Here is a 21,048-nt window from a genome sequence, read left to right on the forward strand (position 1 = left end):
CGGTATTGTCCTCCCGCTTCTGCAGCCTGCAAAGGGCAGGCTACGGCCGGCCGCCAGAACGCCCCCGGTTCAATCGACGATGAACAGTTTCGCGCCCGCTCGGGTGGACGATCGATGCGCCTCCGCGTGGTCGGCCACCTGGTAGCTCATGCCCGGCCGAAGCGTGAACTGCCGCCCGTCGTCGAGCTCCGTCAGCAACTCGCCTTCGAGGCAATACAGGATGTGGCCTTTGACGCACCAGTGATCGGCCGCGTAGCCGGCCGAATATTCAACCTGCCGCACCCGGATATCGCCGAATTGCAGCGTGCGCCAGCGCGCAATCCCATGTTCTCCGCGGTGCTCGGTCGGTTCCACGGTGCGCCAGTCGGTCGTGCCAAACGGGATGTCGGTCATTTTCATCATTCATCTCCCTGATGCGACCCGGCAGTCGGCCTGTCCGGCTCGACGCGGCAAGGTATTCGCGCACCTTTTAGCGTGCGCCTCAACGAATCTCCACTTCCACGAACACCACTTCGTGGCCGGACGCATTGACGACGTTGTGCTCGACGCCCTTCAGCCCCGCATAGCTGCACCCGGCGTGCAACTGCGATTCGCGATTGCCTTGCGCGGTTTCGAGAAGAAGCTGTCCGTCCGTTTGCGGCACGACGACATAGTCGTGCTGATGGACATGCCAGCCGGTCTCGGCACCGGGCGCGAATCGCCATTCGGTGACGATCACGCGCTCGTTCGCAACCTGCTGCGTCGGAACGGCTTTCGGACGGTGCTGCATCGGATGTCTCCCAAAATATCAAGCAGGCTGGCCGACGATGGCGGCAACCGCACTTTCGCCGGTTGGTGTACGCCGCCGGCCGGATGTAAGGACGTCTTGCCACGCCCGATGTTCCCGACGGCCATTCTAAAGACGAAGCGCCTCCTTCGACACATTCAGATCGTTGCCGTTTTCCCGCACATCTGTTGTCGCCGATGATGCAACCCAACCGATCGCGAATGTCCGAACGGCTGCTTCGGCAACCCGCCGTCTTGCCCCGACGCGAATGCGGCCGGGGCACGCGCAGTCAATCCCGCGCCCATCACGTCACGCAATCGGCGGCTCGTGCGTGTCCGGCATCGAGCGACCGCGCAACGCGAACGCCGAGACCGTCGATTGCAAGTGCCGGACGACTGCGACTGCGACGGCGGCGCGTCACAAGCCAACTTCGTTCGACACCGGCAGATCGAGCGTGTCGGACAGATATTCCATGTCCTCCACGCCACCGCACCTCTACGAACCCCGCCTGACGGCGCCGTCTTCGTCATAAGCCACGATGTTCAACCCTTCCGTCGCTGCCGGCGCGACGAAGTACCGCGTGATCCGTTCGAACTCGGCGTCCGACGCCTGGAACGGATGGTCGCCGCGCGCATTGCGCGCGCGCAGCCGTGCCTTGCAGACCGCATCGCTGACGTCGAGGTAATGCAGTCGATGATCACAATCGGCCGCCTGCGCTACGGCAAGCCCCCATGCACGCGCAGCGACGGTGTTGAACGGCAGGTCGAGCACCACGGATACGCCGGCCTGCAGCAACGCGCGGGCGTGATCGGCCAGTACATCCCGGAAGCGCGTTGCACACCGGACATAGTCATCGATCGACAGAATCTCGCCCGGATAGAGATGCGCGAGCCACACGTCTTCGCTGATCGAAACGACCGGCCCGGCACTCGCGAGCCGCGCGACGAGCGTCGATTTTCCGGACGCGATCTTGCCGCATACCATGTGGAGCAACACGGCATCGTTCGATGCCGTCGCGTGAAGTGACTTCCCTGTCTGCATTTCCAGGCTCTCCATCGAATGCCCAGAAAGCAAAAACCCGCCTTCCGGGCGGGTTGTGACGATATCCATTCAGTCGATCGTTATCCCGCCGGCAACATTGCGGCGCGAATAATCGAACGGGTTTGCGAATGGGTCATGCGCATCAGAATAATCAACTACCCGATCATGAGCAAGCGGATTGGAAGCGGCATACTTCAACCTGCAGGCTTAAAACTGATACGCTTGCCGGAAAACAACGATGGAATTCCGTGGCGGCTCCACGCCACCTCCATTCAGATAACAGATAAAAGAGGGCATTCCGAGATGAAACGTGGTTTTGTATTTGCCGCCGTGCTGGCGACGTCGTTATTGGCCGCGCAAGCGGCACAGGCGCAGGAAAAGGCCGCGCCGCCTGTCTATACGTGGCTGTCCGAGCGTTTCCCGGATTACACCCGCTACGATTCCCCCGCACTGACCGTCACCGATTCCGGCTTATCGGCTGACCAGGGCATCGTCGACGCGCAATTGACGCTCGTCCAGTCGCCGCAAGGCGTCGATTCCGTACTGGGGCTGGCCGTCGCCTTCCATACGACGCAGAAGTGGAATTTCAATACCGTGCGCGATTACGGGAAATACGGCACCCACTACCGGCAGCCGAAAATCCCGGTCGTGATTCCGACGCTGAACGGTGGCGGCTACGCCGACACCGCATACTGGAACACGGCGGCCGACGGCGCCAAGGCCTGGCCCGTCAACGGCGGCGTCTTCATCATGCTGGACCGCCTCTACCTGAAGACCTACGAGATCAGCGGGACCGACCTCGTGCTCACCCTCTCGGACTACAACGCGGTCGACAAGGGCTTCAGGATCCGGATTCCGGCCGCGTACCTGTCGCGCTTTCTCGCCGGCATTCCGAACGACCGCCGTCTGGTGCCGGAGGAACTGAAGGGCCGGCCGATGGGCTTCGGCGTGCATTTTGTCGATCTGGACGAAGGGATACAGGAGGGGATGAAGGTCCCCAGCAGCGCGATGCAGATCCTCGGTGTGCTGCCCGGCACCGTCGCCGATCGGGCCGGCCTGAAGAACTACGATGTGCTGATCCGGTTCGGCGATCGCCCGCTCAAGCAGATGGCCGACCTGGCCGACGCCGTGCATGCGACCGCCAAGGGCACGGTGGTGCCGCTGACGGTCTGGCGCGACGCCAGGGAAGTCACGCTGCAGGCGCAGTTCTAAGAGTGCCGCCGGCGCCGGGTCGCGGCGCCATCGCGGCCGGGTGCCGCGATGCAGGGCTCACGCAGCCCCGTCACGCCCCTTCGGAAACGCGCCATGGCTCATGGCGTCGAGTTGCCGGCCAATCTCCGCGCGCAATTCGGCGGATATCTCGACGCTGTCGAGCAGCTGCGAAATCCATAGCCCGTCGGCGGCGAGCCGGCAGATCATCAGCGTCGCGGCCTGCTCGAGCGGCACGGGGTCGGGCCGCGTCCATTCCCGCATCGGCACCGACCATCGTTCGCGCGTGTCCTGGTCGGTCATCATCGACGCGACCAGCACACGCAGCACATCGGTACTCGCGACCGGCTGCGACTCGTCGAGCACCGCGTGCATGTAGGCCCGCGCCGCCGCACCTGCACCGCCGGCATCCGCCGCCACCCGCGCAGCCATCTGCGCGGTGAACCGCTCGGTCGCCTGGCCGAACAGCGCATCCAGCAGCCCCTGCTTGTTCGCGAAGTGATACTGCAGCGCGCCTTTCGTCACGCCGGCGCGCTCGGCCACCGCATCGAGCGTCAACGCGGCCACGCCGTGATGTGTCGCGATTTCCGATGCAGCCGCCAGCAACTGCGCGCGCACCTGATCCGGCGCTTTTTTGCGACGCACGCCGGCGGTGACGACGGCCGGCGCCGCCGATGCTTCAGGCGCCCGCGCACCGGCCTCCGCAGCCGGTTCGGCAGGCGCGGGCACATCGTGCGGCGCGGGTTCGAGGTGTTTTTTCATGGAGCGGATGGTAGCACCCGGGCGTCTCGATATAAACATTCCAGCTGGATGGTATGATCCGCCGCATGAATAAACCCGCCCCTTCCCCCTGGTCCGCGCTCGACACCGCCATCGCCCGTGGACGCGACGCCCTCGTGCGTCTCCAGCAGCCCGACGGCAGCTGGTGTTTCGAACTCGAATCCGACGCGACGATCACCGCGGAATACATCCTGATGATGCATTTCATGGACAAGATCGACGACCTCCGCCAGGAGAGGATGGCGCGCTACCTGCGTGCGAACCAGCGGCTCGACACGCACGGCGGCTGGTCGCTGTACGTCGACGGCGATCCGGACGTGTCGTGCAGCGTGAAGGCGTACTTCGCGCTGAAGGCGGCCGGCGACAGCGAACATGCGCCGCACATGGTCCGCGCGCGCGACGCGATCCTGAAGCTCGGCGGCGCGGCACGCTCGAACGTGTTCACCCGCATCCTGCTCGCGACGTTCGGCCAGGTGCCGTGGCGCGCGGCGCCGTTCATGCCGATCGAATTCGTGCTGTTCCCGAAGTGGGTGCCGATCTCGATGTACAAGGTCGCGTACTGGGCGCGCACGACGATGGTGCCGCTGCTCGTGCTGTGCTCGCTGAAGGCGCGCGCCCGTAATCCGCGCAACATCTCGATCCGCGAGCTGTTCGTCACACCGCCGGAAGAAGAACGTCAGTACTTCCCGCCCGCGCGCGGCATGCGCAAGCTGTTCCTCGCGCTCGACCGCACGGTGCGTCACGTCGAGCCGCTGATGCCGAAGGGCCTGCGGCAGCGCGCGATCCGCCACGCCGAGGCGTGGTGCGCGGAGCGCATGAACGGCGAGGACGGGCTCGGCGGGATCTTCCCGCCGATCGTCTACAGCTACCAGATGATGCAGGTGCTCGGCTACCCGGACGATCATCCGCTGCGGCGCGATTGCGAAAACGCGCTGGAAAAGCTGCTGGTCACGCGGCAGGACGGCAGCATGTATTGCCAGCCCTGCCTGTCGCCGGTGTGGGATACCGCGTGGAGCACGATGGCGCTCGAGCAGGCGCGCGGCGTGGCGGTGCCGGAAGACGGCGCGCCGGACGACGCGCGGCGCGCACTCGACGAACGCATCGCGCGTGCGTACGACTGGCTGGCCGAACGCCAGGTGAACGACCTGCGCGGCGACTGGATCGAGAACGCGCCGGCCGACGTCCAGCCGGGCGGGTGGGCGTTTCAGTACGCGAACCCGTACTACCCCGACATCGACGACACGGCAGTCGTCACCGCGATGCTCGATCGCCGCGGCCGCACGCATTGCAACGCGGACGGCACGAACCCGTATGCGCCGCGCGTCGCGCGCGCGCTCGACTGGATGCGCGGGCTGCAATCGCGCAACGGCGGCTTCGCGGCCTTCGACGCCGACTGCGACCGCATGTACCTGAACGCGATCCCGTTCGCCGATCACGGCGCGCTGCTCGATCCGCCGACCGAGGACGTGTCGGGCCGCGTGCTGCTGTGCTTCGGCGTGACGAAACGCGCGGACGAACGCACGTCGGTCGCGCGCTGCATCGAGTACGTGAAGCGCACGCAGCAGCCCGACGGCAGCTGGTGGGGCCGCTGGGGCACGAACTACATCTACGGGACGTGGAGCGTGCTGGCCGGCCTCGCGCTCGCCGGCGAGGACAAGTCGCAGCCGTATATCGCACGCGCGATCGAATGGCTGCGTTCAAAACAGCATGCGGATGGCGGCTGGGGCGAAACGAACGACAGCTATATCGACGCGAAGCTCGCCGGCACCAATGGCGGCGAGAGCACGTCGAACTTCACCGCGTGGGCGCTGCTCGCGCAGATGGCGTTCGGCGACTGCGAATCCGATTCGGTGAAGCGCGGCATCGCGTATCTGCAGTCCGTGCAGCAGGAGGACGGTTTCTGGTGGCATCGTTCGCACAATGCACCCGGCTTCCCGCGCATCTTCTACCTGAAGTATCACGGCTATACCGCGTACTTCCCGCTGTGGGCGCTCGCGCGTTATCGGCGGCTGGCGGGCGCAGCGGCATCGACCGGCTCGACGGCACGCGAGGCGGCCGCTACGACTGCTGTGACCGCAGCCGATACGGCCGTCGTTTGACGGACGACGCGCTCGCTGCCATGCGCGGCGAGCGCGTCAGACAAACCCCTCTTCGACCAGCGTGCAGCCGTTCGCGGTGATCTCGTGCCGCTGCCCCGAGCCGCCGACCACCCGGCTCCAGCTCGCGGACACGAGCATGGCCGCATCGCCGTCCGTGCGCAGCGCATAGTCGAATCCACCGTACATGCCCGGCACCGCGAACCACATGCGTTCGGCCTGCGCGTCGAGTTCGAGCAGCGGTTCGAGTTCGGGCAGGCGCAGCGCGTCGACACGCAGGTGTGCGATGCGGCCGAGAATCATCTCGTGGAAATGGCGCTGAATGGCGAGCAGCGTAGCGTCGGGCACGAAGCGTCGCGGCTGCGGCGTCAGCACATCGACCAGATGCCGATGCCCGCGCCGCGCGGCGATATCGACCGCGCGCTCGCGTTGCGCATCGCGCAGCATCCGCCATGCGCCGAGCTGCAACAGCTCGGCGACGACCACTTTCGGCGCGCCGCCGTAAGCCGCCTGATGCAGCGGCGCATAAAGCGACGTACCGCCGAGCCGCGTCGCGTTGACGAGCGCGGGCTCCTTCGCCACGAGGTCGAGCATCGTCGCCCAGTCGCGGTTCCTTGCCGCGTCGGCGAGTGCGTGCCGGGTCGCGACCTGCGCGTCGCCGAGCATGTCGGCGCCCGTGATGCCGTCCCATGCGATGCTCAATCGAATCTCCTCGTCAGTCGCGTTTGCGTGACCGCATTGACCGCTCATCATAAGCGTTCGTCGCGGCGGCGCGATCATGCGGCGCTGCTTCGAGTCGGGATTCCCCGGCTCCACATCCGGCCACTGCCCGCGCCGCCCCGCCGATCTGCGATGATGTCGGACGCGAGGCCACCCATCGCGATCGCCTCGCACGGGCGCGCCACAGGCGCCCCACTCCATCCAACCCGACGAAGCATGCCCATCATGATCGACGTTTCCTCCATCACCGACGCGTTTGCCCCGAGCGGCGAGCCGACGCAGTACCGCGTTTCTCCCGAGAAACTGATTGCCGGCGACCCGCTGCAAACGCTCACGCCCGGCTTCGCGAGCCCGTGCGGCCGTTTCTCGACCGGCATCTGGGAAAGCACGCCCGGCTGCTGGCACGTCGCGTACACCGAAGCGGAATACTGCGAGATCCTCGAAGGCACGTCGGTGATCACCGACCTCGAAGGAAACCGGAAGACCCTGCGCACCGGCCATCGTTTCGTGATTCCACCGGGCTTTCGCGGCACGTGGGAAGTCGTCGAACGCACGCGGAAGATCTTCGTCGCATACGACGAGCAGCCGCCCGAATGAGCGGCGAACGGGCGCGACTGATGCAACATCGCGCCCCAATTTGCCACGCACATCCACGCCGATGACACGGCATTGACACACGCGGCCGGTAAGTTCCGCTCGTCTCGTCCCGTGTGTCGCCATGCTTGCCCTGCTTCTCGCCGCCTTCTACGAAACCGCCCGTCAAGGGAGCGTGACCGCGGCCGCGAAGCGCCTCGACGTGAGCCAGCCGACGATCACGTCGCGCATCCAGCAGCTCGAACGCCACTACGGCGTCGAGCTGTTCCATCGCCGCGGCAACCGTCTCGATCTCAGCGACGCCGGCGCAGCGCTGATGCCGATGATCGGCCAGATGCTGCAGATGGAGAACGACATCGATTTCGCGCTGCGCAACGAGCGCGAACTGCACACGGGCAACCTGCGGGTCGGCACGACCGGCCCGTTCTACATCCTGCCGGCGATCGCCGCATTCCGCCGCCAGTATCCGGCCGTGAAGATCAGCATCGAGATCGGCAACTCGCAACAGGTGCTCGATGCGCTCGTCGATTTTCGTGTCGACGTCGCCGTGTCGTCGCAGCGCGACGACGATCCGCGTTTCGTCCGGCATACGATCGCGAACGATCCACTGGTGCTGGTCGTGCACCGCTCGCATCCGCTCGCCGCGCGTGACTCGATCGCGCTCGCGACGCTGGCCCGCGAGACGCTGCTGCTGCGCGAGGCCGGCTCGCGCACACGTGCGCTGATGGAGCACGTGCTGAAGCACGCGGGCATCGACGTGCCCGCGAACGCGATCGAGCTCGGCAGCCGCGAAGCGATCCGCGAAGCCGTGCGGCACGACATGGGCTGCACGCTGATGCCGCGCGGCGAGGTCGGCGCGCATCCGGAGCTGCGCGCGATCGCGCTCGCCGACGATCTGCCGCCGATGCACGAATACCTGTATTACCTCGACGCGCGCGCCGGTACGCGGCTGATTACCGCGTTCATGGCCAACGTCGAACGCCGCGACGAACGCACGCCGGCGCGCGCATAACGACGCGCACGTTCACGCCGTTTCGAACAGGTCGACGATCTGCCAGCCTCGCTGCATCGCCACCGTGCGCAAGCGTTCATCCGGATTGGTCGCGACCGCATCGGTCACCTTCTCGAGCAACGGCACGTCGTTGTGCGAATCGCTGTAGAACCAGCTGCGTTCGAAATCCGTCCACGCGAGGCCGAGCGACGCGAGCCATGCGTCGGTGCGCACGATCTTCCCTTCGCGATAGCTCGGCACGCCGGCCGGGCGGCCCGTATAGCGCGACTCGGGCCGTCCGTCGACGGTCTCCAGCTCGCAGGCGATCAGCGCGTCGATGCCGAACGCGCGCGCGATCGGCCGCGTGATGAAAGCGTTCGTCGCGGTGACGACGCAGCACAGGTCGCCGCGCGCGCGATGATGGCGCACGAGCTCGAGCGCGGCCGGCGAAATCGCGGGCCGCACGACGTCGGCCATGAAGCACGCGTGCCAGTGCGCGAGCCGTTCGCGCGAGTATCGTGCGAGCGGCGCGAGCATGTCGCACAGGTGCGCATGGATGTCGAGCGTGCCGGCCGCATAGCCGGCTGAAAATGCCGCGTCGATGCGGTCGAATTCGGCCGCGTCGACGAGGCCGTGCTCGACCATGAAACGGCCCCAGGCCTGGTCGCTGTCGAACGGAATGAGGGTGAGGTCGAGATCGAAAAGCGCGAGTTGCGTCATCGAATGAAGCGTCGTGTGAACAGGAAGGAATGAAAAACGCGCGGCCTCGCCCACGCGAAGCCGCGCACAAAAGCCGCCGGCGCGGGTCGGCGCGCCGGCGGCACCCGGTGATGCGACGCCGGCCGCACGGCCGGCGTCCGTCAGCTGGACACGCCCATCGCCGGATCGCTGATGCTGTCCTTGCCGGTCTCGACGCGGCCCGCGAAGCGGCGCACGAGGCCGTTCTCGGCCGCCAGCGTGAAGTCGTACCAGCCGTTCGACGCGGCGAGCGTCCAGTACGGCTCGACCTGCATCCCGGCCGGCACCGCGTAGCTCCACGGGCCGTCGGTGCGGTACGCGTTCGACGTGACCGTGACCTGGCTCGCCGCGTTGCCGACGTTCATGATCGTCAGGTACACGGCATCGTTCGCCGGGTCGTAGCACACGCGGATTTCCGGCACGGGGCCACTCGCGGCCTGCGCGACGTTGCCCTGGAATTCGCGCAGGAAGCCGTTCGGCCCGAGCACCCACAGGTCGTAGTTGCCGGCATCGTCGGCCACCGCGCGCCACGAATCCGACAGCTGCTTGCCCGCTTCGACCGTATAGCGGCGCGGCGCGCGATCGAGATGCAGCTTGTCGTACACATGGAACACCGCGCCGACCGTACCCGTGTTGCTGAAGGTGAGCCACAGCAGCCCGCCCGATACATCGGCGCTCGCGCTCGTATGCAGCTCGTATGGCAACGCACGTGAGGGCCGCGTGCCCTGCGGCTGCACCGGCATCTGCTGCGACGCGACCGGCGGCACGGGCACCGCGCCCATCAGCGCCTGCTGCACGTGCTGCGCATCGGCCGCGGCCTTGGTCGGCGCCGGCAGCGACGTCGTCGGGTTGCCGTTCGGGTTCCTGAAATTGAACGCCGACGTCATGTCGCCGCACACCGCGCGGCGCCACGGGCTGATGTTCGGCTCCTGCACGCCGAAGCGCTGCTCCAGAAAGCGCAGCACCGACGTATGGTCGAACACTTCCGAGTTGACCCAGCCGCCCGTGCTCCACGGCGACACGACGAACATCGGCACGCGCGGGCCGGGCCCGTACGGGCGGCCGTCCGGCGCGAGCGGCGACGAATCGCCGGGCGGGTTCGGCAGCGTGAAGTACTCGTACTGCGTGGTCACGGTCGACTTGCCCGCATACGTGCCGTCCGTGTTGCGCGACGGCGGGTTCGGCGGCGGCATGTGATCGAAGAAGCCGTCGTTCTCGTCGTAGTTCACGAACAGCACGGTCTTGCTCCACACGTCCGGATTCGCAGTCAGCGTGTCGAGCAGGCGCTGCAGGTAGTACGCGCCCTGCCCCGGCGTCGACGCGCCCGGGTGCTCGCAGTACGCGGTCGGCGACACGATCCAGCTCACCTGCGGCATCCGGTTCGCCGCGATGTCGTCGGCGAGCGACTGCAGGAAGCCGCCATCGGGCATCGTGTTGCCGATCCCCTTGTACAGCGGCGACAGCGCCTCCATCGCAGGCGTGTACGGCGCGTTCGGCGAGCCCGGCACGGTTTCGTTGACCTTGCGGAACGTCGCGAAGCCCGCGAGCGGGTTGTCGGTGTAGTTGTCCGGCATGTTCTGGTAGACCTTCCAGCTCACGCCCGACGCCTGCAGGCGCTCCGGGTAGGTCGTCCACGTGAGGCCCGTCTTCGACGAACCCAGGCCGTCCCAGCCGTCGTTGTTCACGACGGCCGTGTTCGAGCCGGTCGGGCCGTTCGTGCCGGTCCACAGGAAGATCCGGTTCGAGTTCGTGCCGCCGTGCAGCGAGCAGTGGTACGCGTCGCAGACGGTAAACGCATTCGCGAGCGCGAAGTGAAACGGCAGGTCGGACTGGCGCAGGTAGCCCATCGACGCATCGCCCTTCGACGCGGGCCATGCGGTCATCCGGCCGTTGTCCCACGCCGAATGCGAATCGGTCCACGAGTGCGCGCCGCCGACGAGCAGCGCATTGCCCTTCGTGCTGTCGAGGTAGAACGGCAGCACCGGACGCTTGCCGTCGTTCTGCTGCCACACGGGCGTGCCGCCCGGCTGCGGGATCGTCAGCCGATCGCCGAAGCCGCGCACGCCGGGCATCGTGCCGAAGTAATGGTCGAACGAGCGGTTTTCCTGCATGAAGATCACGACGTGCTGGACGTCGTTGATCGTGCCCGTCTGGTTGTTGGCGGGAATCGCGAGCGCACGCCGGATCGCCGGCGGGAACATCGAGAAGGCCGTGCCGGCAGCGGCGGCACGGAGAAACGAGCGGCGGTCGATGGAAGTCATGATCGGGAAGGAAGGTCGTTCCGGAAAGGCGCGCGCGTCACGGCGCGCAGCGCAGCTGCGAGTTCAGCAACGGCGACGGCAGCGCGGCCGTGCCCGACGCGGCGCACGGGCCGGCGCCCGGCAGCGCGACGATCGGCACCGGCGCGCTCGCGCCGCCGGCGCCGGCCGGCGCGGCATTCGCCTTCGCGGCGCTGGCGGCCGTGCCGCCCGAATCGTCGCCGCCGCATCCGGCAACCAGCGCGCTCAGCACGCAGGCGGCGAGCGCGACGCGCACGCGGCGCAGGTCAGTGAGGTTCATGTCGGCACTCCGTCAGTGAAGGATCGTCGACAGCGGCTTGCCCGAGCCCGCGACCGACTGCAGTTCGGTTTCAGTCACGACGCGGTTCCACATCGCGACGTCGGAGAAGCTCTCGACGTTCGGCTTCACCGTCGTGCACGCGTTGACCGTGTAGCCGCCGCTGTAATGGCTGGCCGGATAGCCGCACGCGAGCATGTGGTACTGGCCCGTGCCGTCCTCGTTCACGCCGAAGGTCTTCGTGCCGAGGCCCGGCAGCGCGGCCGCCGACACCGTCAGCGGCGTGCTCTGCTTCTGCTCGCCGAGCACCGGGTCGAACGTGTAGGCCGTCATCGTCTTGCCGACGGTGTCGATCACGAACGCCGCGTACACCCATTGGTTCGCGCTCACGCTCATCGTCTTCAGGTCGTTGCGGTTGGTGCCGTCGCCCGCGTTGTACTGGATGTTGCACGTGCCCGACGGCGCGCCCGACGCCTGCGGGAACAGCCCGATCGCAATGCCCGCGTTCTTGCCGCTCTGCCAGTTCTTGTTCGCGAACACCGGCGTGCCGAAGCCGACCACGTCGGTACACGGCGTCTTCAGCCACATGCCGATGGTGAACTGCGCCTGCGTCGCAATGTCGGCGTTCTGCACCAGCTTGTAGCCGTCGTAGCCGTTCGTGTCGACGGTCTGCGTCGTCACCTGCAGCGCCTGCCCGCCGAACGGATCGGCGGTCAGCGAGCCGCCGTTCGCGGCGGCCGAGAACGAGCCCATCGTGCTCGCGTTCAACGCATCGACGGCCGGCAGCGCGCCGAACGGGTAGTACGACGCGAGGCCGTTCTTCAGGGTCGTCGCGAGCGGCGGCGGCGGGGGCGGCGGCGGCACGTACGCGATCCGCGCGATGCTGCCGAGCGGCGCGGCGCCCGCCGTCACCACGTAGTCGAAGCTGTAGGTGCCGGCCGCGGTCAGGCCGAGATTGCTGTCGGTGTAGGTCGTCGTGCCGGCCGGCAGCGTCGCGATCTGCTGGCCCGCGCGGTACACCGCGATCGCGCCGCTCGCGGGCGCGGCCCACGTCAGCACGACGCTGTGGCCGTCGGCGCTGGCCGCGCCGGCGAGTTGGGACACCGGCTGCGCACCGATCAGTTCGCCGCCGTCCATTTCATACGCGGACGGAGCCGGCAGCGCGCCGAGTTGCGCGAGCACGGTCGGCGCGACGTCCGCGATGCTGGCGCGCGTGTGCAGGTCGGCCAGCGATGCCGGCTGCGCGGCGCTGCCCAGCCGCCCGTTGTCGGCCTGGTTCATCGCGACGAAGGTCGTCGATTCGGGCAAGAGCGGCAGCCCGTCGCTGCCGCCCGCCGCGTTCAGGCCGTGGCCGCCGGTGACGACGACCAGCCAGTTCTCCTTGTTGCGCTTCGCGGTTTCGGCGACGAGCGCGCCGACGGCCGCGTCGAGCTGCTGAAGCGTGTTCGCATACGCCGATGCGCCGAGGCCGTAGTTCAGCGCCGCGTCCTGCGCCGAGTGGTACTGCGCGACGACCAGCGAGTAGCCCTGCTGGATCATCGTGGCGCCTTGCTGCGTGACGCAGCTGTCGACCGCCGCGCAGTTCGCGAGCGTGTCGAGGCTGCCCGCGTTGCGCCCGGCCGTCAGCAGCGACGCGAGCGCCGGCGACCCGACGGCCGCGCCGAGCAGGCCCGCGTTCGCGGTCTTCAGCGTGTCGAAGGCGGTCGGCGCCTGCAACGCCTGGTTCGGTGCGTCGGACAGCACCTGGTGACGATTGCCCCACGCGCCGGTGAGCAGCGTGGCCCAGCTCGGCGTGTCGAGGTTCGGCTGCTGCGACAGCAGGCCGTTGACGCCGCCGCTGTACGCGGGCGCGACGTGCAGCTTCGCGAGATTCGGCAGCGTGCCGCCCGCAATGCCGGCCGCGAGCGCCGCATACGTGACGCCGTCGAGCTCGATCACGAGCGCGCGGTTCGCGACCTGCTGGCCCGGCGGGTTGCCGCCGTTGCCCTTGCCGTTATCGGTGCCGCCGGAGCCGCCGGCCGCATTCGCCGACGGCCCGGCCGCACCGCCCGTGCCATCCATGTTGCCGCCGCACGCGCCGAGCGCGCCGACCAAGGTCAGCCCGCACAGCAGTTGCGCGAGAGTGGTCTTCCGCATGTTTCCCCCTGACTGGACTATCCGGACACGCCCGGAGATCTGCCCGGATTCTGCTCAGGGGATGCGATGCGCGTATTTCGTTTTGCAGAAGCGCGCCGATACAGGTATCAGCTTTTTTGGGGGGAGCCGGCCAGGTGGAACGACCGGCCCGCCGGCGTAAACGTTACCGCCGGCCGTCGAGCGCCTCGAGGATCCCGTACGCGGCCTTCACGCGGTCCTCGTTCGGATAGCTGCGGTTCGCGAGCATCACGATCGCGATCCGCTTCGAGGGAACGAACGCCACATAGGTACTGAAGCCGTTGGTCGAGCCCGTCTTGTTGATCCACGTATCCGCGCTCGGCGCGAGCGGCGGCTTGATCGCGGTGGCCTGCACCCCGTCGCGCAGCATCTTCATCGAGTTGCCCTCGAGCAGCGTCGGCAGCGCGACCGGATACGGATACTGCTCCCAGATCAGGTCCTGCGTCAGCGGCCCTGCGCGGAAATAGCCGGTGTGCGTGCGTTCGAGCGCGCGCTGCAGGCGCGGCGCGGTGTCGATCAGCCCCATGTTCGCCTGCACGAAGCGCAGCAGATCCGCCGCCGTGGTCCGCACGCCGTACGCCGGCTGCCACAGCATGCCGCCCGTCATCCGGATCGGCTTGCCGTCCTGCGTATAGCCCTGTGCATAGTCGGCCTGCCGCGCGTCGGGCACGTTGATGTACGTGTGCGTCATCCCGAGCGCGGGAAAGAGCCGCTGCTCCATCAGCGCCGCGAAATCCTTGTGCATCGCCTTCGCGGTGAGCCACCCGAGCATCCCGATCGCGACGTTCGAATACGTGCGATACGTGCCCGGCGCATAGGCGGGCCGCCACGCGTCGAGATAGCGGATCAGGTCCGCGTCGTTGCGGATGTTGTCCGGCACCTGCAGCGGCATGCCCCCGGGCGTATGCGTGCCGAGATTGAGCAGCGTCACGACGCCGAACGGCTTGCCCTGCAGCGCGGGCAGGTACTTGCCGGCCGGGTCGGCAAGCGACAGTTCGCCGCCCTCCTGCGCGTCGGCCGCCAGCGTCGCGGTCAGCGTCTTGCTGACGGAGCCGATTTCGAACAGCGTGTCGCCGGTGACGGGCTTGCCGGTTTGCGTCGACATCACGCCGTAGTCGAACACGTAGGGCTTGCCGTCGGCGACGATGCCGATGGCCATGCCGGGAATCGCGTACTGCTTCATCAGCGGCGCGATGTGGCGGGTCACGGTGTCGTGAAGGTCGTCCTGGGTGACGGCGGCCGCGCGGCCGGCCGTGGCAGTGGCGCACACGGCGACGAACAGGGTCGCGGCGAAGCGTGTCGCGTTGAATCGCATGGTTGCGGTTCCTTCGATTTCTGATGGTTGCGTGGACAACAGATCCGGCCGCGCCCTGCGGAAATCGCAGCGGCCGGCCTGCCGAAGCAGGACTATCCGCTGTAAGCTGTCCGTCAACAATCGACGTTATGTTGAGCGAGCCTAAAGAAAAACTTATGAGGCAGGCGAAGCAGTGGCGACCGCTGCCGCCATCGCGGCACGCTCGACAGTTTGCGCGGAACATCGGGTAGCACCGTCACGCGCCCTTCGACGAGCGCGACACGTCCGGGAATTTGCCTTACCAGCGGGTCAGCATACGCGTCACGGCGCTCGCGACCCTCGGCGCCGAAACCCGACGGTTTGAGCGCGTCAGCCCGGCACCCGCTCGAGGAACGCCAGCAGCGCCGCGTTGAACCGCGCGGGCCGCTGCAGCGGCGCGAAATGGCTCACGCCGGGCAGGATCGTCAACGTCGCGCCCGGGATCGTCCGCGCCAGGTACGCCGCATGCTCGGCCCGGATGAATTCGTCGTGCTCGCCCAGCACGATCGCGACCGGCACGGCGATTGCCGCGAGATCCTGCGCGCGGTAATCCGGTTGCGTGCGCATCATTTTGCTGACGGCCGCGACGAATGCATCGAACTGGTCCGGTGTCGCGGAAAGCGCCGCGTAGTCCTTGCGATGCCGCGCGAAGCAGCGGTCGAGCAGCGGGCCCGGCACCATCTCCTTCGTTCCGCTCGGGTCCATGTTGCACGCGAAGAAGAACACGCCGGCCGCACGATCCGGCGCGCGATCGGCCAGCACGAGCGCGATGCACGCGCCGTCGCTCCAGCCGATGAAGCGCGCACGGTCGACGTGCAGCGCGTCGAGCACCGCGAGCACGTCCGACGCCATGCGTTCGTAGGAATAGGGTTGGTCGTCGCGCGTGCTGCGGCCGTGGCCGCGGCTGTCGATCACGATCGCGCGGTAGCCGGCCGCGAGCAGCGCCGGCACCTGCTTGCCCCAGTTGCCGCTGTGGCCGAGGCCGCCGTGCAGCAGCACGACCGGCGGGCCCTGGCCGAACGACGCGTGCCAGATGCGCGCGCCGTCGTGTTCCAGCCAACCTTGCTCATCGGCCGCGGGCAGCGGCGTGCCGCCTTGCGCGTCGAAGCGGACGAGGTCGTCGTCGTCGAGTTCCGCATTCATCGTTCTGCCGTCCTGTCGAGGGAGACGCGCTTGCGATTGTAATGCGTGCGGCCGATGCGGCCGCAACCGGTCAGGCCTGCGTCGACACCAGCCCGCCCGCCGTCGAGCCGCCCGTCTTCTCGATCGCCGCCGCGAGTTGCGAGATCGCGGTCGAAAGCGCCCCCGAGATCGCGCCGGCTTCCGCGCTCAGCGACTGCTGCTCGATCGTCGCGGCCGGGTCGTCCTTCGCGCGCTGCGCCGCGCTCGCCATCTGGCGCTCGATCGTGGCCAGCTGCTTCTGCAGCCGGTCGATCAACGCTTTCAGTTGCGCGACCGCCGGGCTGTCCGACGAGCCGCCCGATGCGCCGAGCGTTTCGCCGGTGGCGCCGGAGCCGTTGGTCGAACCCTGCGTGCCGGTGGCATTCGTCGCGCCATCGGTCGATGACGTTGCGGCGGGCGCGGCCGACGCAGCGTTCGCGCTCGGGCTGGCGTCCGCCAGCGGGGCGCGCGTAGTCGTGGAGAAATCGATCTGCATCGTGTCGGTCCGTATATCGGTAAGCGAATCGTGACTGGGGCGGAATTGACTTCCAACTCGTTTACGGCATTCGTCACACGAAACTTGAATATCGGGGCCGGACTGATTTGGCGGAAGTTCGCCGGTTTTAGTCGCGAAAGGGCCAGATTGGCGGCATCGCAGCGCTGATAAAATTGCGGCTTCGCCGGCGGGATTCGCGCGCCCACCGCCTCCGGGCGCGAGCGTGCAACGCCGCCGGTGTCGACTCCCGCCCTGCCGGGCGCGGCACGCAACACGTGCCGACGTCGCGGTCGCGGCTGCGCGGGTCGCCATTTCCGTTCGCCTGCGTGCCCCGCTCGCCGCTTCAACCGGCGAACGCCGGGCGGCGCGCGCTCACTTCATCACGCATTCGAGGAACACACGATGGCCCGCATCGGCGCCTTCTGCATCACGACGTGGCTTGCCGCCGCGATTCTCTATTTCGGCCAGCACTCCGTCGCAATGATCGTGTTGAGCGGTGTCGTCGTATTCGGCGGGTTCGATCTGCTGCGTCCGTAAGCGCGCAGGGCAACGCGGCCGTTCCCGGTCGCGACGGCCGACGCGACTGTGATAGCCTCTCCCGCACCCTCTGTCACGCGCACGCCTCGCCGGCTAACAGGAGTACGGAACTTGAATCACGGTCCGAGCCGCCACCCGGCGGCCCTCACCTGCAAAGTGTGTTCGGCCCGCGCGCCCATCTGCGGCCTGGTCGATTTCTCGCGCTGCGGCGCCGACTTCATTGCCGGGAAAAAAGTCGACCCGTATGCAGGGGTGCCCGTGTATTACCACGCTTGCGAGCAATGCGGCTTCACGTGGGCACCCCTGTTCGACAGCTGGACCCACGACGATTTTGCGCAGCACGTCTACAACGCCGACTATGCGCGCCACGACCCCGAGTATCTCGAGATCCGTCCGCAACAGCATGCCGACCTGATCTGCACCAGCTTTCCGGAAATGCGGGAAGGCCGGGTGCTCGATTTCGGCTCGGGGCTCGGCTTGCTGGAACGGAAACTGGCGTCGCGCGGCTTCACGAACGTGACGTCGTACGATCCGTTCTCGCATCCGGTTCCGCCCGAAGGCACGTTCGACACGATCCTGTCGTTCGAAGTGTTCGAGCATCATCCGGCGCCGTTCGACCTCTTCGACCAGATCATGCGTTACCGGAAACCCGACGGCGCGCTGCTGTTCCAGACGTCGCTGATCACTCCGGACATCCTCTCGCGCGGCATCGAGCAATGGTGGTACTGCGTGCCGCGCAACGGGCACATCTCGTTTCACACCGCCCGTTCCCTGACGCTGCTTGCCCAACGCCACGGGCTCGAATATGGCGCGTTCAGTCCCGAGCTGCACGTCGTCTTCGATCGCGCCGCGACACCACGCTGGCTCGACCGGTTTCTCAAGCCGTAACGGCTTGCCGGCCATCGGGCACGTAACGACCGCCGCGCGCATTCGCCCGGCGCGTCAACGGCTCGCTACCGCTTGCGCGGCATCGCGTGCACGCCACCGTCAGCATGCCCCGAATGTCGGCACCGCCGGATCGACCGCCAGCGCGCGCTCGTTGAACACGACCGGCACGCCGCCGAGCCCGAGCCTGCAGTTCGGCCGATCGAGCCGCCACCCGTCCACGCGCAACGCGACGCGCGATACCGGCGCACCGCTCGCATGCGGCAGGTCGATCGTGATCTGCCGCTTCGCGCCCGGCACCAGGTTCAGGTAGTTGTCGCTGTAGAACGCGGGCAGCACGCGCGCGCCGGTCGACGGATCGAACACCTGCAGGTGTGTCATCAGCGCGACTGTCGCACCGATGTTCGCGACGTCGACCGTGATGCGCGTCGTCGTGTCGTCGGCCTCGGCCGATGCCGCGCGGATGGAAACCGCCGCGCCCGGCATCGTATCGAGCGACGTGTACGCGTTGTCGCCTCCGTCGCGCTGCCGCCAGTACACGTTCTCCGCAAGCGTATTGCCGCCCGAATCGGTCAGCACGAGCGACACGATGCACACGACGGATTTCGCGGCAGCCAGCGCCGACGCGAGGTTCGCCACCACGCGATACGACGCCTTCGCCACGCCGCCGACATCCGCGCTGGCCCGGCTGTTCAGCGAGCCGTCGAGGTTGTACACGCGCATCTCGACGCGGCCGGTGACGGCCGCTGCCGTGTGATTCGCGATCGTCACGTCGGCCGTGCCCGCATCGAGAATCGCATTGACGCGACGGCACCCGTGCTGCACCGCGAAGAACGATGCATGCTCCTCGAGATCGTGGCTGTACATCTGCCACACGAAGCTCGGTTGCGCGGGGTTCGTCATCCACATGATCACGCCGGTGGCCGGCGACGTGATCTTTCCGGCCACCGGGCCGATCATCACGGCCGCGTTCGCCTCGTAGATCGAGCGGATGCACTCGTAGTTCATCATCTGCGCCTTGCGCACGAAATCCGCGAGATTCCGGATCGCGCCGTAGCGCTGCGCCGTCATCGCAATGTAGCCGGCGCCGCCCTGCTTGCCGACGGCCGGGTAGTACGCGCCGTTGCCGTTCATGTCGCGGTCGGCCCAGAAGTCGTCCGGGCATTCGTACGAGCCGGGCGGCAGCATCGCTTCGACGCATTCGAGCGTGGGGATCGAATGCGAGCCGACTTCGTTGTGAAACGCGATCGACGTCGTGCCGTAGCCACGGCTGAACGCGGCCTGCGGCGAGGCCCAGTTGTACGGGCCGCCGGACGAATAGCCGTTCACCGCGCCGGCGCCCGTATCGCCGGCCGAACTCGTGAGGCACAGGCGTTGCGGGTCCAGTTCGGCGACGAGCGCGTCGAGCCCCTTGACGAGGGCCGGCGGCGGCGAGCCTTCGTTGCCGCCACACCAGAGCAGGATGGACGGACGATGACGGTTGCGTGCGATCACGTCGCGGAGGTTGTCGAGATCGCGCGGCACGTTGGCCGGGCCCGACCCGTCGCCTTCGGTCGAAAAGAAGAAATCCTGCCAGACGAGGATCCCGTAGCGGTCGCATGCGTCGAAGAAATCGTCGCTCGTGCTCTGCCCGTTCCAGTTGCGGATCAGGTTGAGGTTCGCGTCGCGATGGAGCCGCACCTGGTTGAACAGCCGTTCGCGCGGAATGCGCTTGAGCGCTTCGTCGAGCCCCCAGTTGCCGCCCATCACGAGGATCGGCAGGCCGTTGACCGTGATGCTCAACTGCTTGCCCATGCCGATGTCGCGCACGTATTCGATGCGACGCAGGCCGACGTTCAGCGTGCGCTCGTCCGAGCGCCTGCGCGCCACCTCGACACCGACCGTCACCGCGTAGAGATTCGGCTCGCCATACCCGTTCGGCCACCACAGGCGCGGCTGCCTGATCGACAGCGCCGCGATATCCGACGACGTGAGCGACACCTTCGTCGTCGTACGTGAGGCGGGAATCGCGATGTCGTGGCGGAACGGCGCACCGTTGCCGATGGTGCCGACGACGGTCGCGACGAGATCCGCGCCGGAGCCGTTGTCCAGTTCGAGATCGAGCCGCAACTCGGCGCGCGACAGGTCGGTGGACAGCGTGTGCGCGACGTTGATCGCCGCGATGCGCACCGCGCCGGTCGTGAACCACGCGACCGGCTGCCAGATGCCGAGCTCGCGATCGGGGATCGTCGGCAGCCAGTCCCAGCCCGCCGAGCAGAAGAAGGTCGGCCCGTTCTTCAGCGTGACGCCGGTCGGGCCGCCGTTGCGCCCGCCGCGCGTGACGCCGCTCGTGTAGCTCGGCAGCAGCGGGCCTTCGGAGAAATCCAGCTTGACGACGCGCACCGCGAGACTGGCCGCGCCGCCCGCTTGCGGCACCAGCCTCGAGATATCGAACGCACCCTGCTTGAACGCGCCTTCCAGCCGGCCGACGAGCGTGCCGTTCAGCCAGACTTCGGCGCAGTAGTTGACGCCGCCGAAGCGCAGCCACAGCCGCTGCCCCGGCTGCCGTGCCGGCGCCGCGAAGGTCGTCCGGTACCAGTAGTCGGTGTCCTTCAGCGTATCGGGAATCGTATCCGTGACGATGCGGCCGTAGAACGGATCGGGATACTTGCCGTTGACGATCATGCTGTTCAGCACGGTGCCGGGCACGGTCGCCGGCATCATGCCCGTCACGCCGGCCGTGCCCGACAGTTGCGCACCGCCGGCGCCCGGCAGGCTGCTCGCCGACGCGAACGTCCAGTTCGCGCTGAGTTCCTGCGCGGCCAGCAGGCTGCGCTCCGGATCGTTCGGCACCCCCGGCACGGTGGGCGTGGCCGTCGCCGGGCCGTCGGCGCCCGGCGTGCCGGCGGCGCCCGATGCGGAATCGATATCGCCATTGCAGCCGGCGAGCCAGCCCGTGCCGACGAATGCCGCGCTGTAGGACAGGAATTTCCGGCGCGCTTTCGATTTCAT

19 protein-coding genes are annotated in these 21,048 nt (G+C 67.6%); 6 read left to right on the forward strand and 13 right to left on the reverse strand.

Annotated features, from left to right (window positions below; all coding sequences use genetic code 11):
* Positions 1–69 precede the first annotated feature (69 nt).
* From HAV18_RS19375 to HAV18_RS19385, 3 genes are all read right to left on the reverse strand, one after another.
* Positions 70–399, reverse strand: a complete 330-nt coding sequence (locus HAV18_RS19375) for a DHCW motif cupin fold protein (RefSeq protein ID WP_166958612.1) — start codon at positions 397–399, stop codon at positions 70–72.
* 82 nt (positions 400–481) lie between these two features.
* Positions 482–769: a cupin domain-containing protein gene (locus tag HAV18_RS19380; protein ID WP_166958614.1), complete on the reverse strand. Its 288-nt coding sequence runs from the start codon at positions 767–769 to the stop codon at positions 482–484.
* Positions 770–1,261: 492 nt separating this feature from the next.
* A complete protein-coding gene (locus tag HAV18_RS19385; RefSeq protein WP_166958616.1) occupies positions 1,262–1,807 on the reverse strand; it encodes an ATP-binding protein in 546 nt (181 codons plus the stop codon).
* An 18-nt stretch (positions 1,808–1,825) separates the two neighbouring features.
* Between HAV18_RS19385 and HAV18_RS19390 the strand changes: the two genes are divergently transcribed.
* Positions 1,826–3,019: a PDZ domain-containing protein gene (locus tag HAV18_RS19390; protein WP_166958618.1), complete on the forward strand. Its 1,194-nt coding sequence runs from the start codon at positions 1,826–1,828 to the stop codon at positions 3,017–3,019.
* Positions 3,020–3,076: 57 nt separating this feature from the next.
* On the opposite strand, the gene HAV18_RS19395 is transcribed toward HAV18_RS19390, so the two are convergent.
* Positions 3,077–3,778 carry a TetR/AcrR family transcriptional regulator gene (locus tag HAV18_RS19395; protein ID WP_166958620.1) on the reverse strand — a complete coding sequence of 234 codons (702 nt, stop codon included), beginning with the start codon at positions 3,776–3,778 and terminating at the stop codon, positions 3,077–3,079.
* A gap of 53 nt (positions 3,779–3,831) precedes the next feature.
* Here HAV18_RS19395 and shc point away from each other — a divergent pair, with 53 nt between their 5' ends.
* Positions 3,832–5,895, forward strand: coding sequence for a squalene--hopene cyclase (gene shc / locus HAV18_RS19400; protein WP_166958622.1), 2,064 nt, complete (start codon positions 3,832–3,834; stop codon positions 5,893–5,895).
* 36 nt (positions 5,896–5,931) lie between these two features.
* Here shc and HAV18_RS19405 read toward each other — a convergent pair whose 3' ends face one another.
* Entirely contained in the window at positions 5,932–6,594 is a 663-nt protein-coding gene (locus tag HAV18_RS19405; RefSeq protein ID WP_166958624.1) for an ankyrin repeat domain-containing protein, read from the reverse strand.
* A 243-nt stretch (positions 6,595–6,837) separates the two neighbouring features.
* On the opposite strand from HAV18_RS19405, the gene HAV18_RS19410 reads away from it, so the two are divergent.
* Both HAV18_RS19410 and HAV18_RS19415 read left to right on the forward strand, forming a co-directional pair.
* A complete protein-coding gene (locus HAV18_RS19410) occupies positions 6,838–7,209 on the forward strand; it encodes a cupin domain-containing protein (protein ID WP_166958626.1) in 372 nt (123 codons plus the stop codon).
* A gap of 121 nt (positions 7,210–7,330) precedes the next feature.
* Positions 7,331–8,218 carry a LysR substrate-binding domain-containing protein gene (locus HAV18_RS19415; RefSeq protein ID WP_166958628.1) on the forward strand — a complete coding sequence of 296 codons (888 nt, stop codon included), beginning with the start codon at positions 7,331–7,333 and terminating at the stop codon, positions 8,216–8,218.
* Between the two features lie 12 nt (positions 8,219–8,230).
* On the opposite strand, the gene HAV18_RS19420 is transcribed toward HAV18_RS19415, so the two are convergent.
* The 7 genes from HAV18_RS19420 to HAV18_RS19450 form a co-directional block, all read right to left on the reverse strand.
* Positions 8,231–8,917, reverse strand: coding sequence for an HAD family phosphatase (locus HAV18_RS19420; protein ID WP_166958630.1), 687 nt, complete (start codon positions 8,915–8,917; stop codon positions 8,231–8,233).
* A gap of 140 nt (positions 8,918–9,057) precedes the next feature.
* Complete coding sequence (locus tag HAV18_RS19425; RefSeq protein ID WP_166958632.1) at positions 9,058–11,196, reverse strand: phosphocholine-specific phospholipase C; 2,139 nt, start codon at positions 11,194–11,196, stop codon at positions 9,058–9,060.
* A gap of 37 nt (positions 11,197–11,233) precedes the next feature.
* Positions 11,234–11,494, reverse strand: coding sequence for a hypothetical protein (locus HAV18_RS19430; RefSeq protein WP_166958634.1), 261 nt, complete (start codon positions 11,492–11,494; stop codon positions 11,234–11,236).
* Between the two features lie 12 nt (positions 11,495–11,506).
* Positions 11,507–13,627 carry a hypothetical protein gene (locus HAV18_RS19435; RefSeq protein ID WP_166958636.1) on the reverse strand — a complete coding sequence of 707 codons (2,121 nt, stop codon included), beginning with the start codon at positions 13,625–13,627 and terminating at the stop codon, positions 11,507–11,509.
* A gap of 163 nt (positions 13,628–13,790) precedes the next feature.
* Complete coding sequence (gene ampC / locus HAV18_RS19440) at positions 13,791–14,960, reverse strand: class C beta-lactamase (protein ID WP_166958638.1); 1,170 nt, start codon at positions 14,958–14,960, stop codon at positions 13,791–13,793.
* 348 nt (positions 14,961–15,308) lie between these two features.
* Complete coding sequence (locus HAV18_RS19445) at positions 15,309–16,121, reverse strand: alpha/beta fold hydrolase (RefSeq protein WP_166958640.1); 813 nt, start codon at positions 16,119–16,121, stop codon at positions 15,309–15,311.
* A 70-nt stretch (positions 16,122–16,191) separates the two neighbouring features.
* A complete protein-coding gene (locus HAV18_RS19450) occupies positions 16,192–16,635 on the reverse strand; it encodes a hypothetical protein (protein ID WP_166958642.1) in 444 nt (147 codons plus the stop codon).
* A gap of 402 nt (positions 16,636–17,037) precedes the next feature.
* On the opposite strand from HAV18_RS19450, the gene HAV18_RS40190 reads away from it, so the two are divergent.
* Together HAV18_RS40190 and HAV18_RS19455 are read left to right on the forward strand one after the other, a co-directional pair.
* The gene (locus HAV18_RS40190) at positions 17,038–17,172 is read left to right on the forward strand and encodes a hypothetical protein (protein WP_006767081.1); all 135 of its coding nucleotides are present in this window, start codon (positions 17,038–17,040) and stop codon (positions 17,170–17,172) included.
* 111 nt (positions 17,173–17,283) lie between these two features.
* The gene (locus tag HAV18_RS19455; RefSeq protein ID WP_166958644.1) at positions 17,284–18,060 is read left to right on the forward strand and encodes a class I SAM-dependent methyltransferase; all 777 of its coding nucleotides are present in this window, start codon (positions 17,284–17,286) and stop codon (positions 18,058–18,060) included.
* Positions 18,061–18,159: 99 nt separating this feature from the next.
* Here the strand turns inward: HAV18_RS19455 and HAV18_RS19460 are convergent, their stop codons facing one another.
* Positions 18,160–21,048 (reverse strand): glycosyl hydrolase 2 galactose-binding domain-containing protein, encoded by a 2,889-nt coding sequence (locus tag HAV18_RS19460; RefSeq protein WP_166958646.1) that lies wholly within the window; start codon positions 21,046–21,048, stop codon positions 18,160–18,162.

It is taken from the genome of Burkholderia sp. D-99 (assembly GCF_011605345.1).
Classification (GTDB): domain Bacteria; phylum Pseudomonadota; class Gammaproteobacteria; order Burkholderiales; family Burkholderiaceae; genus Burkholderia.